The sequence below is a fragment of the Nitratireductor aquimarinus genome (assembly GCF_017255295.1).
GTDB lineage: Bacteria > Pseudomonadota > Alphaproteobacteria > Rhizobiales > Rhizobiaceae > Nitratireductor > Nitratireductor aquimarinus.
Genome location: NZ_JAFKDE010000015.1, coordinates 41,156 through 55,575, shown reverse-complemented (window position 1 = coordinate 55,575; position 14,420 = coordinate 41,156). Strand labels below are relative to the sequence as shown.

15 protein-coding genes are annotated in these 14,420 nt (G+C 62.0%); 4 read left to right on the top strand and 11 right to left on the bottom strand.

Going from position 1 to position 14,420, the window contains the following annotated elements; translation table 11 throughout:
• Positions 1 to 126: 126 nt before the first annotated feature.
• The 11 genes from JYP46_RS21005 to JYP46_RS20955 all read right to left on the bottom strand — a co-directional run bounded on the left by JYP46_RS21005 (position 127) and on the right by JYP46_RS20955 (position 9,905).
• A complete protein-coding gene (locus JYP46_RS21005) occupies positions 127 to 1,344 on the bottom strand; it encodes an MFS transporter (protein ID WP_206549230.1) in 1,218 nt (405 codons plus the stop codon).
• Entirely contained in the window at positions 1,341 to 1,832 is a 492-nt protein-coding gene (gene nusB / locus JYP46_RS21000) for a transcription antitermination factor NusB (RefSeq protein ID WP_113154893.1), read from the bottom strand. Before nusB ends, JYP46_RS21005 begins: the two co-directional genes overlap by 4 nt.
• A 1-nt stretch (position 1,833) precedes the next feature.
• Entirely contained in the window at positions 1,834 to 2,301 is a 468-nt protein-coding gene (ribH, locus tag JYP46_RS20995) for a 6,7-dimethyl-8-ribityllumazine synthase (RefSeq protein WP_206546703.1), read from the bottom strand.
• Positions 2,302 to 2,346: 45 nt separating this feature from the next.
• On the bottom strand, positions 2,347 to 2,961 hold the full coding sequence (locus tag JYP46_RS20990) for a riboflavin synthase (RefSeq protein ID WP_206549229.1): 615 nt from the start codon (positions 2,959 to 2,961) through the stop codon (positions 2,347 to 2,349).
• Positions 2,961 to 4,082, bottom strand: a complete 1,122-nt coding sequence (gene ribD, locus JYP46_RS20985; protein WP_206549228.1) for a bifunctional diaminohydroxyphosphoribosylaminopyrimidine deaminase/5-amino-6-(5-phosphoribosylamino)uracil reductase RibD — start codon at positions 4,080 to 4,082, stop codon at positions 2,961 to 2,963. Before ribD ends, JYP46_RS20990 begins: the two co-directional genes overlap by 1 nt.
• Position 4,083: 1 nt before the next feature.
• Entirely contained in the window at positions 4,084 to 4,551 is a 468-nt protein-coding gene (gene nrdR, locus JYP46_RS20980; RefSeq protein ID WP_113154889.1) for a transcriptional regulator NrdR, read from the bottom strand.
• 36 nt (positions 4,552 to 4,587) lie between these two features.
• Positions 4,588 to 5,904 carry a serine hydroxymethyltransferase gene (gene glyA, locus JYP46_RS20975; RefSeq protein WP_206549227.1) on the bottom strand — a complete coding sequence of 439 codons (1,317 nt, stop codon included), beginning with the start codon at positions 5,902 to 5,904 and terminating at the stop codon, positions 4,588 to 4,590.
• Positions 5,905 to 6,164: 260 nt separating this feature from the next.
• Positions 6,165 to 7,418, bottom strand: a complete 1,254-nt coding sequence (locus JYP46_RS20970; protein WP_206549226.1) for a L,D-transpeptidase family protein — start codon at positions 7,416 to 7,418, stop codon at positions 6,165 to 6,167.
• Between the two features lie 280 nt (positions 7,419 to 7,698).
• Positions 7,699 to 8,214 (bottom strand): transcriptional regulator LdtR, encoded by a 516-nt coding sequence (ldtR, locus tag JYP46_RS20965; RefSeq protein WP_113154886.1) that lies wholly within the window; start codon positions 8,212 to 8,214, stop codon positions 7,699 to 7,701.
• 225 nt (positions 8,215 to 8,439) lie between these two features.
• Complete coding sequence (locus JYP46_RS20960) at positions 8,440 to 8,865, bottom strand: DUF6163 family protein (RefSeq protein ID WP_206549225.1); 426 nt, start codon at positions 8,863 to 8,865, stop codon at positions 8,440 to 8,442.
• Entirely contained in the window at positions 8,862 to 9,905 is a 1,044-nt protein-coding gene (locus JYP46_RS20955) for an enoyl-CoA hydratase/isomerase family protein (RefSeq protein ID WP_206549224.1), read from the bottom strand. The genes JYP46_RS20960 and JYP46_RS20955 overlap by 4 nt, the downstream gene beginning before the upstream one ends.
• Before the next feature lie 165 nt (positions 9,906 to 10,070).
• Between JYP46_RS20955 and hemB the strand changes: the two genes are divergently transcribed.
• From hemB to JYP46_RS20935, 4 genes are all read left to right on the top strand, one after another.
• On the top strand, positions 10,071 to 11,102 hold the full coding sequence (gene hemB / locus JYP46_RS20950) for a porphobilinogen synthase (protein ID WP_206546708.1): 1,032 nt from the start codon (positions 10,071 to 10,073) through the stop codon (positions 11,100 to 11,102).
• Positions 11,103 to 11,180: 78 nt separating this feature from the next.
• A complete protein-coding gene (locus tag JYP46_RS20945) occupies positions 11,181 to 11,651 on the top strand; it encodes an RDD family protein (RefSeq protein WP_206549223.1) in 471 nt (156 codons plus the stop codon).
• 123 nt (positions 11,652 to 11,774) lie between these two features.
• Entirely contained in the window at positions 11,775 to 12,314 is a 540-nt protein-coding gene (locus JYP46_RS20940) for an RDD family protein (protein WP_206549222.1), read from the top strand.
• A 218-nt stretch (positions 12,315 to 12,532) separates the two neighbouring features.
• Complete coding sequence (locus JYP46_RS20935) at positions 12,533 to 14,338, top strand: SLC13 family permease (protein WP_113154881.1); 1,806 nt, start codon at positions 12,533 to 12,535, stop codon at positions 14,336 to 14,338.
• The last annotated feature ends 82 nt before the right edge of the window (positions 14,339 to 14,420 follow it).

The following is a 14,420-nucleotide window of genomic DNA, read 5'->3' as shown; positions in this document are numbered from 1 at the left end:
CCGGCCCAATCCGCGCAGCTTGGTCGAAGCCGTGACGCACCGTCAAGGTTGTGCTGGGATAAATTGTCACACCTCCCGGAAAGACCAGATGCTTTCCAGGAGATGTCAGCGCCGGGTGAAGCGGCCTCAGGCGGCCTGCTTCGTGCGCTTGCTCATAGCCAGAATGCCAAGAGCCACAAGGCATGTGGCCGCAACCGGGATAACGATCCAGGCAAGCATGTTCCAGCCGAAGGCGTTGTAGATCTGGCCCGACATCAGGGAGGCGAAAGCAGTGGTGGAGAACAGGATGAAGTCGTGCACACCCTGCACGCTGCTCTTCTCCGACGAGCGGTAGCACTCGGCAACCATGGCGGTCGCGCCGATGAAACCGAAGTTCCAGCCGATGCCCAGCAGGATCAAGGCCGTCCAGAACTGCCACAGCTCAATGCCCGAAAGCGCGACGATGGCGCAGCCGATAAGCGTGACGAGACCCGTCGCGACAATGGTTTCCTTGCCGAATCGGGCGATCAGCCGGCCGGTGATGAAGCTCGGCGCGAACATCGCCATGACGTGCCAGGAAATGCCCAGCGTTGCCTCGTCCGGCGTGAAGCCGCAGCCAACCATGGCCAGCGGCGCGCCGGTCATGACGAAGCTCATCAGCGCGTAGGAAGCCACGCCGCAGAACAGCGAGACCAGGAAGCGCGGCTGCAACAGGATCTGCGCCAGCGGCCTTGCCGGTTCATGATCGTCAAGCGTTGCCGAGGGCGCTTCCTTGGGGAGACGCAGGAAAGACAGGATGACCGTGCCTAAAAGACCAAGACCGATCAGCGCGGCAAACGCGCCCGCGAACATGATCGGCGCGAACAGGTCGCGCGTGTAGATGACGGTCTGCGGTCCGATGATCGCGGCAAACACACCGCCGCCCAGCACCCAGGAAATGGCGCGCGGCTTGAAATCGGCCGGCGCATTGTCTGCGGCTGCAAAGCGGTATTGCTGCAGGAAGGCGTTGCCGACGCCGACAAGCATCAAGCCGAAGGCAAAGAGCCAGAAACTGCTCTGGAAGAGCGCGCTCGCCGCGACGAAACCGCCACAGGCGGTGACAAGACCGCCGGCCATGAAGCCATTGCGGCGACCGACGGCGCGCATCAGCGCTGCGGCGGGAAGCGCGCCAAGCGCGATGCCGACATTGAAGCCGGTGACGGGCGCGGTTGCGAGCGACTTGTCGCTGCCAAGGAGATAGAAGCCCGCGAGGCCGCCCATGGAAATGGCGATCGGGGCAGCGGAGCCGACGATGGCCTGGGCGGAAGCGAGGATTAATGCAGTGCGTTTCGCCTCACGGTACAGGTCATCGCGCGTTCCAGTCATTCCTTGTCTTTCCCCCTGCCCTCATCACGGCTGCGCCGGGCGACCCGGTCGAGCACGGCATTGACGAGCTTGGGCTCGTCCTCGGTGTAGAACGCCTTGGCGATGTCCACATATTCGGAAACGATTACCGCGACCGGCACATCCCGGCGGCGCGTCAGCTCGAACACGCCGGCGCGCAGGATGGCGCGCAGGGTCGAATCGAGCCGCGACAGCGGCCAGTCTTCGGTCAGCGATTTGCGGATCACCGGGTCGATGGTCTTCTGGTCTTCCACGACGCCGGCCAGAATGGCGCGGAACCACTGCGGATCGGCATCGCGATAAAGCTCGCCGTCGATCTCCTTGCCGAGCCGGAAAAGCTCGTACTCAGCGGTGGTTTCCAGAAGGCCGGTGCCGGCCACATCCATCTGGTAAAGCGCCTGAACGGCGGCCAGCCGTGCGGCGCCGCGTTTGTTGGCCGGGCGAAAGCCGTCTGCGGTCGGTACGGTCACATCAAGCTCCCAGGCGCTGTTTGAGCGCAATCATCGTCAGTGCCGCTTCGGCGGCGAAATGTCCCTTGCCCATGCTCTCGCCGCTGGTGCCTTCGCTCTGTTCGATGCGGGCCAGAGCCTGCGCTTCGTTCTCGACGGTCAGGATACCATTGCCGATGGCAAGGTTCTGCTGCACCGAAAGGTCCATCAGCGCACGGCTCGACTCGTTGGCCACTACGTCAAAATGATAAGTCTCACCACGGATGACGCAGCCAAGCGCCACATAGCCGTGATAGACAGGGCCACCATTGCCGGACGCGGCAAAGGCGATTGCAGCCGGCACTTCAAGCGCGCCAGGCACAGTCACCACATCATAGTCGGCACCGGCTGCCTCAAGCGCGGCTTTCGCGCCTTCCAGCAGGCCATCGGCCAGGTGGTCGTAAAAACGGGCTTCGACGATCAGCAGCCTCAGGGGGCGCGCATCGGCCATGGTCATTCTCCGCACGGCAAACAATTCAGAAAGAGAAGCGCTGCCTTAAGCCTCTTTGGCGGCATCCGCAAGACGTGCGGCGTAACGCGCCATCGTATCGACCTCGATATTCACCCGGTCGCCCACCGCGCGCTGCCCCCAGGTGGTGACCCCAAGCGAGTGATGAATGAGGAGAACATCGAACCGAACACCCTCGACACGGTTGACCGTGAGGGATGTGCCGTCCAGCGCCACCGAGCCTTTCGGCGCGATGAATTTGGCAAGCTCTTTCGGCGCTTCGAGCACGAAACGGACCGCTTCCCCCTCATCCCGGCGCTCGACGATTTCGGCCATGCCGTCCACATGGCCCGAGACAATATGTCCGCCCAGCTCGTCGCCGACCTTGAGCGCGCGCTCCAGATTGATGCGCTGGCCGGACTGCCAGCCGGAAACCGTGGTCAGCCGCAGCGCCTCTTCCCAGGCTTCCACCTCGAACCAGCGGGTGTTCGCGCCCTCTTCAGGCAGTTTCACCACGGTGAGGCAGACACCCGAACAGGCGATGGACGCACCGATGTCGATGGTCGCCGGATCGTAATTCGTCTCGATGCGCAGGAGCACGCCCTCATCACGCGGGGTGACCGATTGCACGGTGCCGATATCAGTGACAATGCCGGTGAACATCAGCCGCCTTTCACATATTCGCGGTAAACATCTTCGCCGAACCGCGCCTCGCGCAGCAGGCCGAAACCTTCGGGGATATGGTCGAAATCAACCGGCGCGGCAATTCCACCAGCCCCGATTTCGGATGGCCCAGAAAAGAGCGCAAGCCGGTCGACCAGTCCTTCTTCAAGGAACCGTCTGGCGGTGAAGGCACCGCCCTCGACCATGAGCGTTGCAATGCCGCGCGCCGCCAGGTCTTCAAGAAGTTCTGGCAGCGCAATCTGGCCTTCATGTACTTCGACACCAAGAAAATCGACGCCCGCCCCGGCCAGCGCCCTGCGTTTGTCGCTCGGGCAATCACTGGCGGCTGTCAGAAGAACCGGCACATCGCGGGCCGTGCGCGCCAGCGCCGAGTTTGTCGGCAGCTTCATGTCGCGATCAAGAACGATACGCAGCGGCGAGCGCGCCTGAAGCCCCGGCAGGCGGCAGGTCAGAGACGGATCGTCAGCCAGCGCCGTGCCGATGCCGACAAGGATCGCATCGCTTTCGGCCCGCATCATGTGCACCTGCCGGCGCGAAGCGGGACCGGTGATGGCGATCTGCCCCTCCCCCATGCGGCCAATCATGCCGTCAGCCGATAAGGCAAGCTTGAGAGTCACTTCCGGGCGTTTTTTCTCGGAGCGCATGAGATAGCCGCGCAGCATGTCTGCCGCTTCGTCGGCCAGAACGCCCTCCACGACCTCAATGCCCGCCTCGCGCAGAATGGCGTAGCCATTGCCGCTGACGCGGGGGTCGGGATCGGCGGCAGCGCCCACAACGCGGGCAATGCCGGCATTCACCAGCGCGTTGGCGCAGGGCGGCGTGCGGCCATGATGGGCACAGGGCTCTAGCGTAACATAGGCCGTCGCGCCGCGTGCAGCCTCGCCCGCCTCCGCCAGCGCCTGCGGTTCGGCATGGGGGCGACCGCCAATGGCCGTCACGCCGCGCCCGACAATCTGCGGGCCGGCGCCATTATCGCGGACGATCAGTGTTCCAACGGAGGGATTGGTTCCGGCAAGGCCCATATGCCGGCGTGAAATCCGGATGGCCGCCGCCATGAAACGCCGGTCGAGATCGCTGGCCGACGCCCTGCCGGTGTCCATTCTATCCCTCGTTTTCCTCATTGCCTTTCAGCTCGCCAAGAACGTCCTGGAAATCCTTGGCTTCGCGGAAATTGCGATAAACGGAGGCGAAGCGCACATAGGCGATGTCATCGAGCACTTTCAACGCATCGATGACCAGAAGGCCGATATCGTCGGAGGGGATCTCCGTCTCGCCGGAGCTTTCCAGCTGGCGCACGATGCCGGTGACCGCACGCTCGATGCGCTCCGGCTCGACATTGCGCTTTCTGAGCGCGATGTCGAAGGAACGCATCAGCTTGTCGCGGTCGAACGGCACCTTGCGGCCCGACCGCTTGACCACCACCAGATCGCGCAGCTGAATGCGCTCAAATGTGGTGAAGCGCCCGCCGCAATCGGGACAGGCGCGCCGTCTGCGGATTGCCGCCCCGTCTTCTGCGGGGCGGGAATCCTTTACCTGTGTGTCTTCCGACTGACAGTACGGACAGCGCATATCGGGCCCTTGTTCACGAATCCATTCGTGACAGGCTTACCCCAGATAGGGGTAGAGCGGGAAGCGCTCGGTGAGCGCGATCACCTTGTCCTTCACAGCCTGCTCGACCTGAGCATTGCCTTCGTCGGAATTGGCGACCTTGAGGCCGTCCAGAACCTCGGCGATCAGCTGGCCGATCTCGCGGAACTCGGCAGCGCCGAAACCGCGCGTCGTGCCGGCCGGCGTGCCAAGACGGATGCCGGAGGTGACGAAGGGCTTTTCAGGGTCGAACGGAATGCCGTTCTTGTTACAGGTGATGTTGGCGCGGCCAAGAGCAGCCTCGGCGCGCTTGCCCGTGGCGTTCTTCGGGCGCAGGTCGACCAGCATCAGATGGTTGTCAGTGCCGCCGGACACGATGTCGAGACCGGTGTCCTTCAGGCTCTCGGCCAGCGCACGGGCATTGGTGACGACGTTGCGTGCATAGGTCTTGAACTCAGGATCAAGCGCCTCGCCCAGAGCAACCGCCTTGGCTGCGATGACGTGCATCAGGGGGCCGCCCTGAAGACCCGGGAAAACGGCGGAGTTGAACTTCTTCGCCAGCGCCTCGTCATTGGTCAGGATCATGCCGCCACGCGGGCCGCGCAGCGATTTGTGCGTGGTGGTCGTGACCACATGGGCGTGCGGCAGCGGCGACGGATGCTCTCCAGCGGCCACGAGGCCTGCAATGTGGGCCATGTCGACCATGAGCCATGCGCCAACCTCGTCGGCGATCTCGCGGAAACGCTTCCAGTCCCACACGCGCGAATAGGCGGTGCCGCCGGCAAGGATCAGTTTCGGCTTGTGTTCCTTTGCAAGACGCTCCACCTCGTCCATGTCGAGCAGGTGGTCGTCCTTGCGAACGCCGTAGGAGATCGGGTTGAACCACTTGCCGGACATGTTGACCGGGGAACCGTGCGTCAGGTGTCCACCGGAATTCAGGTCGAGGCCCATGAAGCTGTCGCCCGGCTGCAGAAGCGCGAGGAAGACGGCCTGGTTCATCTGCGAACCGGAATTCGGCTGAACGTTGGCGAAGGCGCAGCCGAACAGCTTCTTGGCGCGCTCGATCGCCAGTTCCTCGACGATATCGACATACTGGCAACCGCCATAATACCGCTTGCCCGGATAACCTTCCGCGTATTTGTTCGTCAGCACCGTACCCTGCGCTTCCATCACAGCGCGCGAAACGATGTTTTCCGAGGCGATCAGCTCGATTTCGTGACGCTGACGGCCCAGTTCCTGACGGATTGCGGCAAAGATTTCCTGGTCGCTGTCTTCGAGCGGGCGGGTGAAGAAGGCATCGGCCTCGCTTGAAGCGGCGGCGGTCGCAAGTGCCATGGCGGTTTATTCCCTTCGATGATGGATCAAATGCGGAAGACGGGCATCTAGCATTTTTCCCTCGCCGCCACCACGCCCGCAGACGAAAATTTATCCTCCAAAAACGAAGCAACCGCCCGGTTTCGGGCGGCTGCGGCAATTGACCGTAGGATATTGCGCTCGGGCCGAGCCGTCGCTTTCGGCAGACTCGCACTTGCCCGTCTTCGTTTCAGAAGACACCCTCATGCGCCCGTCAGGCAATGCAGCCCGACGACGACACGCTAAAGCGCCGTCGAGATCTGCAGCTCGCTCGCCCCGTCGCGGGCATAGATGTCGTCGCGCAGATGCACGGCGCCATCGCCGGTCGACCAGGCGGAGATATAGGTGAAATAGACCGGCACCGGATTGGACAGCGCGACGCGCACATCCTCTTCGGTCTGAATGGTCTGCTCGATGCGGCGACGGCCCCAGCCATCGGTCTCGCTCAGGAGCCAGGTCACCAGGTCGCGCACATTCTGCACGCGAACACAGCCCGACGAATAGAACCGGTCGAGATCGCGGAACATGCCCTGCTGGGGCGTGTCATGCATGTAGACCGCATGCGGGTTCGGGAAGTTGATCTTGATCGACGCCATGGCGTTGATCCGGCCCGGATCCTGCCGGAAGCGGTATTTTGCGGCATCATCCGTCGACCAGTCGACCGTCAGCGGATCCACTTCGCTGCCATTGGGCGCGATCAGGCGGATATTGTTGTCGGTCAGGTAACTGGGGTTCTTGCGCATCAGCGGAATGATGTCCTTGCGGACAATCGACACCGGCGCATTCCAGTAGGGATTGATGATGATTTCGTTGATCTTCGAATTCAGGATCGGCGTCTGGCGGTCCACCTTGCCGACAATGGCGGTGTGGCGCAGCACGACGCGGCCCGTATCCACGGCCTCGATCTCGGCGGCGGGAATGTTCACCACCACATAGCGATTGCCCATGGAGCCCGACATGGAGGTGAGCCGGCCCAGATTGGTCTGAAGCTGGCCAAGGCGAATGGCCGCCGGAACATTGAGAGCCGCAAAGGTGTGCGGTCCGGTAACGCCGTCGGCAGGAAGGCCATGGCGGGTCTGGAAGCGCTTGACCGCCGCCTCGACATAGGAATCGAACGACTGCGACATGCCCGCACGCGGCGAGAGATCGCCGGACACCATCAGTCTGCGGCGCAGGACCTCCACATTGGGATCGACCACACCGACCTGAAGCTTTTTGTTGTCGGGAACGCGCGGCCACCCGCCCTGTGACACGATGTTGGAATATTCCATGATCGCGCGCTGAAGGTAGGAAACGGTTTCCTGACTGAAGATGGGGAGATTGGTCGCAACCTTGCCGCCGGCGCTGGCGCGAGCATCAAACTGATCGTTCCAGGCGCCACGCCTTGGCGAACGGATGATCGCGTCAAGAAAGTCCTGGGCGTTGGCGGCTCCGGCCATCGCTGCCGTAGCGGCAGCACCGGCACCGGTTAAAAACATACGGCGGTTCGTCTTCATACGCGTGTCCGAGCTCTCTGTGGCTAGCACCCCTCCGGGAGGGCTGCGGGCAGTGTTGCGGCCTGACCATGCCGCGACTGCGTTAAGAATCCGCGAACCTTATTCAAAATTGGCGCTCGCACGCCAAGCGGCTCCCGCGCCTTAGGTTCCACCGGATTATGACCTTAACGTGACCAGCAGTCACCTATCGCAAAATAACGGATGCGTGAAGGCCGGCGTCCCGCCACGCCGGCCTTCGAATGACTGCACACCGGCGCGCAGTCAGGTGATCAAGGCGAGACTACATACGGTAGGCGATGGAATCGTTCCAGAAGCGATCAAGGCGCTGGAGGGCACGATTCATCTGGCTGAACTCATCGGCGCTGATGCCGCCGACCTGCTCGATGGAGCCGATATGACGGTTGTAGAGACCTTCGACAACCTTTGCCACCTGGACACCCTTCGGCGTCAGGCTGATGCGCACCGAACGACGGTCGACGCGCGAGCGCTGATGGTTGACGAAGCCGAGATCAACCAGCTTCTTGAGGTTGTAGGAAACATTGGAGCCGAGATAGTAGCCGCGCGAGCGCAGCTCGCCTGCCGTCAGTTCCGTGTCACCGATGTTGAAGAGCAGCAGCGCCTGAATGGCGTTGATGTCGCTGCGGCCGTTGCGCTCGAACTCGTCCTTGATGACGTCGAGCAGACGGCGGTGCAGGCGCTCCACAAGCTGAAGGGATTCAAGATAAAGAGAACGCAGTGCATCCGAGCGTTCTTCATTCGAAGCGGCAGGTTTCGCCGCGGGTCGCGAAGTATTCATAACTAAAGCCTCTCGTTTGACGCCGGTGATTTTTGTTTTTTGTCTCACCTTGACCCGAACCTAGCGAAGGCATCTAAAATTCGACTTAAACACTAGCCTTAACAACGCCTTACAAAAGCCAACGCTGCTAATACGGCTAACAGGCAGTAAACCCGCCTGTGGACATTCGATGAAAGCTTTAGAGATTAAGGGGATGCGGCTTGTGGCCTGAAACCGGGCCTGCCCCTAAAGCATCGCCTGCCGCTTGCGGCGGTAGCGCGCAATGCGCAAACCGGCATAGGTAATCGCCACGAGAAGGTGAAAACCCAACAGCGGATAATTGTGCCCGAACATCTCTGGCATGAAGCCGTACATGGCCACTTCCGCGCCGGCGCACAGAAACCAGATGACCGCTCCCCATGGCGCGACCAGCCAGAGACCGACGGACGCAAACGGATAAAGCACGGCCAGAACGATGCTCGCCACCTGCCAGTGGATCGGCATCAGGTCGAACCGCCACATGAGCCCGGGATAAAAACCGAGCAGCCGCACCCAGTACACAAGCCCCATGACGAGGCAGACGAGCGCGACAATACGGTGGAACGCGTAATAGGCTGCTTCAAGCTGGGAGGGCCGCGCCGAAGGCAGACCCGAGAGCGTTTCAACTTTCACAGCGCCAGCTCCTTGCCCGGCAGGGGCGCGAAATAGGCGTCAATGTCCTCATCCTTCACGCCGTCGAGCGTATCGGGCTTCCAGTGGGGCGTGCTTCCCTTCTCCACCAGAACCGCGCGGATGCCTTCATAGAAGTCGTGCCCGGTGAGCATGCGGTTCAGGATGCGGAATTCCATATGCATGCACTCGTCCATGGTCAGCATCGCGCCGGCGCGGACCTGACGAAACGCGACATGAAGACTGGTGGGCGAACGCCTGGCGATGGTCGCAGCAGTCTTCTGCACCCATTCGTCCTGATCCTCGCCAAGCGACTGCAGGACCTCCGCAAGCGTGCCGAAAGAAAAATGGCTGGCAATCGCATGCAGCGCGCCGTCATCCATTTCGCGTTCCGCAGTTCCGGCAAATGCTGCCAGCGTCGCATCCACATCACCGCCCTCGCACAGGGCCTGGGTCAATGCCGGCAGTTCCGCCGCATCGACCGCGTGCGTGGCAAGCCCCGTCGCGCAGGCGTCACCCCTGCGAATGCGGTTTCCGGTGAGCGCCAGATACATGCCGAATTCGCCCGGCAGGCGCGAAAGCAGGAAACTGCCCCCGACATCGGGGAAAAAGCCGATACCGACCTCGGGCATGGCGAAGATGGCGTTTTCCGTCATCACGCGATGCGAACCATGGAAGGAGACGCCAACACCGCCGCCCATGACAATGCCGTCGATCAGCGCCACATAGGGTTTGGGGAAACGGGCAATTGCCGCATTGAGCCGATACTCGTCTGCAAAGAAATCCGGCTTTGCCTCGCCGGCAAGCCCGGCTTTGTAAACATCAAGAATGTCGCCGCCGGCGGAGAAGGCGCGCCCCTCCCCGCGAATGATCACGAGCTTGACCGTGTCGTCCGTCTCCCAGGCGGAAAGCGCGCGGGCGAGCGCCCGCACCATGCCGTGATTGACCGCATTGAGGGAAGAAGGCCGGTTGAGCGTCACGATCCCGGCACATCCGACCTGTTCGAACAGGATTTCCTCAGCGCCACCGAAATCGACTTTCACAGCCACCCCCCAGAACGTTGCAACCACGCGCAGGCCTTTCTAGCTGATTATTAGCCGCTTTTCGCCCCGTCAATGCTATAAGGAACTGCGACCACAGGACACCGGACCCGCACTTGGACCCACAGGGCCTGCATGATAGAGAGGCGCCACACTGGAGTCGAAGCCGTGAACAAGTTTTCCCGCACCATGAACAGCCCCGCCACACGCCGCACCGTCGATGAGATCACCGGCAGCCGCCGCCTGCGCCGCACGCGCAAGGCCGACTGGTCGCGCCGCCTCGTGCGCGAGAACCATCTGACGGTCGACGATCTGATCTGGCCGCTGTTCCTCATGGAGGGCGAGAACCGGCAGGAACCGCTTTCCGCCATGCCCGGTGTCATGCGCCATACGGTCGACCATGCGGTCCGGCAGGCCGAATACGCCGCAAAGCTCGGCATTCCGGCCATCGCCACCTTTCCCAATATCGATCCCGCGCGCCGCGATGAGACCGGCTCCCACAGCCTCGACCCGGACAATCTGATCAACCGCGCCACCCGCGCCATCAAAGAAGCGGTGCCGGAGATCGGCATCATCACCGATGTGGCGCTCGACCCCTTCACCAGCCATGGCCATGACGGCATCCTGCGCGATGGCGAGATCATCAATGATGAAACGGTCGCCCAGATCGCGGCTGCGGCCGTTGGCCAGGCTGAAGCCGGCGCGGACATCATCGCCCCCTCCGACATGATGGACGGGCGCATCGGCGCCATTCGCGACGCGCTCGACCAGAACGGCTTCCAGAACGTGGCGATCATGTCCTACGCGACGAAATTCGCCTCGGCCTTCTATGGCCCCTATCGCGAGGCCATCGGCACGGGCGGTCTGCTGAAGGGCGACAAGAAGACCTATTACATCGATCCGGCCAATTCCGACGAAGCGCTGCGCGAAGCCGAGCAGGATCTTCAGGAAGGTGCGGACATGCTGATCGTGAAGCCCGGCCTTCCCTATATCGACATTGTCCGCCAGCTGAAGGACACGTTCTCCGTGCCGACCTTCGCCTATCAGGTGTCCGGCGAATACGCGATGATCCGCGCGGCAGCCGCCAATGGCTGGATCGACGGCGAGCGCGCCATGCTGGAAAGCCTGCTTTCCTTCAAGCGCGCGGGCTGCGACGGAATTCTCACCTATTTTGCCGCCGAAGTTGCTGAATTGCTCTGATTTTGCTCGGAAAATCTTGAAGCGCCGTGTGAACGCACCCATTTTTCATTTGTTCGACAAACCAATGAAGGAACGTTCATGACGGCCACAAGGCCCCTCGACGGCGAAATCATCGATCCCGCACGGGATGACTGGCATCTTTACCGCGGCGTTCGCACGCGGCGCATTTTCGCGTTCTGCATCGACTACCTGTTGATCGGGCTGATGATGGTTCCCGTCGCAATCATCGTGGCCCTTCTGGGCGTGATGACGCTGGGACTGGGCTGGCTCCTGTTCGGCATCCTCGCCCCGCTGACCGCCCTTCTCTACGTCGCCATGACGCTTGGCGGTCGCAGACAGGCGACGCTCGGCATGCAGTTCATGGACGTCAAACTTGTTCGTCTCGATGGCGGGCGCGTCGATTCCATGCTGGCCGTGGTTCACACGGTTCTGTTCTGGGCCGGCAATGCGGTTCTGACGCCGCTGATCCTGCTCGCAAGCCTGTTCCTCGATTACAAGCGCACCGTCCATGATCTGCTTCTGGGCACGGTTGTGGTGCGAACGAGCTGATAATCGAAATTATCGCAAAAGTTGCATCTTTAACGACGCTATACACTTCTGATTTTTCAAAACAAGATCGCTCGCTATCGTGAGGCGTTTTCGAACCCTTGATTGATTATGCGAGCGACTTTGATGACCAATACATTTGACCTTAGCCCCCAGCTGACCGCACCGCCCGGAGACCGGCAACCAGATTTCATCGTGCGACAGGGCACGTGGCTGCATTTGCGGCGATGCCTTGCCTTTCTGTTGGATTACGCCCTGTATGCATTGCTGGCCGTTATTCTGTCCGTTCTGGCAACAATGCTCATGGAGTATGTCGTGTTGCACTGGATTGCGCCCGACCGGACGCCGGGAGACATACCGACTGCTCTTTATACGCTTTCCAAGGCCGCGGCCGGAATGGCAACGCTGGTCGCCGTCATTCTCTACATCAGGGCGACGCTCGGCGGGCGCTACCAGGCGACCCTCGGCATGCGCGTGTTCAGTCTGCGACTGGAACGGCTCGACAGCGTCGAGATCACACCCCGCTACGCAACCGCACATACCCTGCTAGCAGTCGCTCTCTGCACGCTCTTCAGCCCGTTGATTCTGCTTGCCGCATTCTTTCTTTCGCACAGGCAGACCGTGCATGACCGGCTGCTCGATACGGTGATGGTGAGAACCGACTGACGACGGCTTTTTGAAACGCGGCGCATGCCGCGCTTCGGCCCTCCTGCGACAAGCAAATTCCTTTCCCGTCGGAAGACGCGAAAGCCTTTCCTTTGCCCGCCTTTTGCCGGCATCGGCAAATCCATGCTTGCGGCGCGACCGCTCGTGCTTATTCTCCTGACCTTGCAGGCAGGCATTGGGTATGGCCTGCGGGGACAGTTTCAAGCGGCGGGAGCTGAATGGCCGATTTCCATCTCTGGGCGACCTACGCGATCATTTTCGCCACGGTCGCCGCCTATATCAGCGAACGCTTCACGCTCGAGCTTGTCGCCCTTGGCAGCCTCGTGGCGTTCCTCGCGCTTTTCGCCTTCATTCCCTACGAGAACGCATCCGGCGGCCTGCCGCCCGAAGAACTTCTTTCAGGATTCGCCAATCCGGCGCTCGCGACGGTTCTCGCGCTCCTGATCGTCGGTCAGGGCCTGTTTGCCACCGATGCGCTGGACAAGCCCGCGCGCATTCTCGCCAGATCGGCCGGCGGGTCGAGCACCCGCACGATCATCATCACGCTTGTGACGGCAGCCCTGCTCAGCGCCATTTTGAACAACACGCCGGTGGTGGTGATCTTCATTCCGGTGCTGATCGTCTTTGCCGCGCAGCGCAATTTCCCGGTTTCCAAGGCACTGATGCCGCTTTCCTTCATGACCATTCTGGGGGGCATGACAACGCTGATCGGCTCGTCCACCAACCTTTTGGTTGCCGGTGTTGCCGCCAAGGCGGGCATCGGAATCGGATTCTTCGACATCACCCTGCCGGGCTTTATGCTGGCCGCAGCCGGCGCGCTTTATGTCTTCTTTCTCATGCCGCGCATCCTGCGCGATTCGAGCAATGAGAAGACCTTCCGGCAAGTGCAGTCGGGCACGCAGTTCATCGGTGAAATCCGCATCGTGCCCGGCCACCCCTTCATCGGCAAGGAATCGAAAGCCGGTCTCTTTCAGGGGCTCGGCGATCTGACCCCGCGCCTCATCATACGGCGCGGCATGAGCTTTCATCCCCCGTTCGAGAATGTGGTGCTTTCCGAAGGCGACCGGCTGATGGTGACGGCCACCCGCCGCGCCTTCACCCAGGCGCTTTCGCATGGGGCGGCCGGCCACATGGCCGAGGGGCAGACCGAGGCGGCGCGGGTCGGCCCGGACTATCACATCGCCGAAGCCGTGATCCCGCCGGGTTCGCGCCATGCAGGGCGCACCATCCGCAATGCCGGCATTGAGACCGAGCACGGCGTTCACATGCTCGGCGTCCAGCGCAAGAGCCGCATGGGCCGCACGCCTGTCTCCGACATCCGGCTGGAGCCCGGCGATACGATCCTTGTCGGCGGCACCGACCGCGCCTTCGAGGATCTGCGCGAAAGCCATGACCTGCTCGTTCTCGAATGGTCGGCAGAACCCGTGCCGCAGCGTCGCAAGGCCTGGATCTCCTTCGTCATCTTTGCCGGCATCGTGGTGACCGCCGCTCTGGACATCGCGCCGATCGTCGCCACCGCAATCGCCGGCGCCTTCGCCATGATCGCGACCGGCTGTCTGACGCTGGCGCAGGCCGGCCGCGCCTTCGACCGGCAGATATTCCTTCTGGTGGGCTCGGCCATTGCCGCCGCCACGGCGCTGGAACGCACGGGCGGCGCAAACCTGATCGCCGACAGCGCGGTGGCGCTCCTCGACGGTCAGAGCCCCGCCATCATCCTGTCGGGCTATTTCGCCGTCGTGGCCGTGCTGACCAATTTCCTGTCCAACAATGCAACGGCGGTGCTGTTCACACCCATCGGGCTTGGCATAGCGGCCGCCATTGGCGCGCCGGCGGAAGCCTTCATCGCGGCCACGATCTTCGCCGCCAACTGTTCCTTCGCCACCCCCATCGGCTACCAGACCAACCTGATGGTCATGGGGCCGGGTCACTACTCCTTCCGCGACTTCATGAAGGCCGGCATGCCGCTGGTGGCGATAATTTGGTTGACGTTTTCGTTTGTCGGGCCATGGTATTATGGGCTTTAGATCGCGTGCGCCCATTCTGACGCACAAAGGACGATCTGAATTATTGATGGAGCATCGGACTATCCCGAAAACCGGATTCCAC

Bases quoted from the DNA above. Each gene is read 5' to 3' on its own strand.
- ribD (WP_206549228.1), bottom strand. From the start codon at position 4,082: ATGGACACCGGCAGGGCGTCGGCCAGCGATCTCGACCGGCGTTTCATG.
- JYP46_RS21005 (WP_206549230.1), bottom strand. From the start codon at position 1,344: ATGACTGGAACGCGCGATGACCTGTACCGTGAGGCGAAACGCACTGCA.
- ribH (WP_206546703.1), bottom strand. From the start codon at position 2,301: ATGGCCGATGCGCGCCCCCTGAGGCTGCTGATCGTCGAAGCCCGTTTT.
- glyA (WP_206549227.1), bottom strand. From the start codon at position 5,904: ATGGCACTTGCGACCGCCGCCGCTTCAAGCGAGGCCGATGCCTTCTTC.
- JYP46_RS20935 (WP_113154881.1), top strand. From the start codon at position 12,533: ATGGCCGATTTCCATCTCTGGGCGACCTACGCGATCATTTTCGCCACG.
- JYP46_RS20940 (WP_206549222.1), top strand. From the start codon at position 11,775: ATGACCAATACATTTGACCTTAGCCCCCAGCTGACCGCACCGCCCGGA.
- JYP46_RS20990 (WP_206549229.1), bottom strand. From the start codon at position 2,961: ATGTTCACCGGCATTGTCACTGATATCGGCACCGTGCAATCGGTCACC.
- JYP46_RS20970 (WP_206549226.1), bottom strand. From the start codon at position 7,418: ATGAAGACGAACCGCCGTATGTTTTTAACCGGTGCCGGTGCTGCCGCT.
- JYP46_RS20945 (WP_206549223.1), top strand. From the start codon at position 11,181: ATGACGGCCACAAGGCCCCTCGACGGCGAAATCATCGATCCCGCACGG.
- ldtR (WP_113154886.1), bottom strand. From the start codon at position 8,214: ATGAATACTTCGCGACCCGCGGCGAAACCTGCCGCTTCGAATGAAGAA.
- nrdR (WP_113154889.1), bottom strand. From the start codon at position 4,551: ATGCGCTGTCCGTACTGTCAGTCGGAAGACACACAGGTAAAGGATTCC.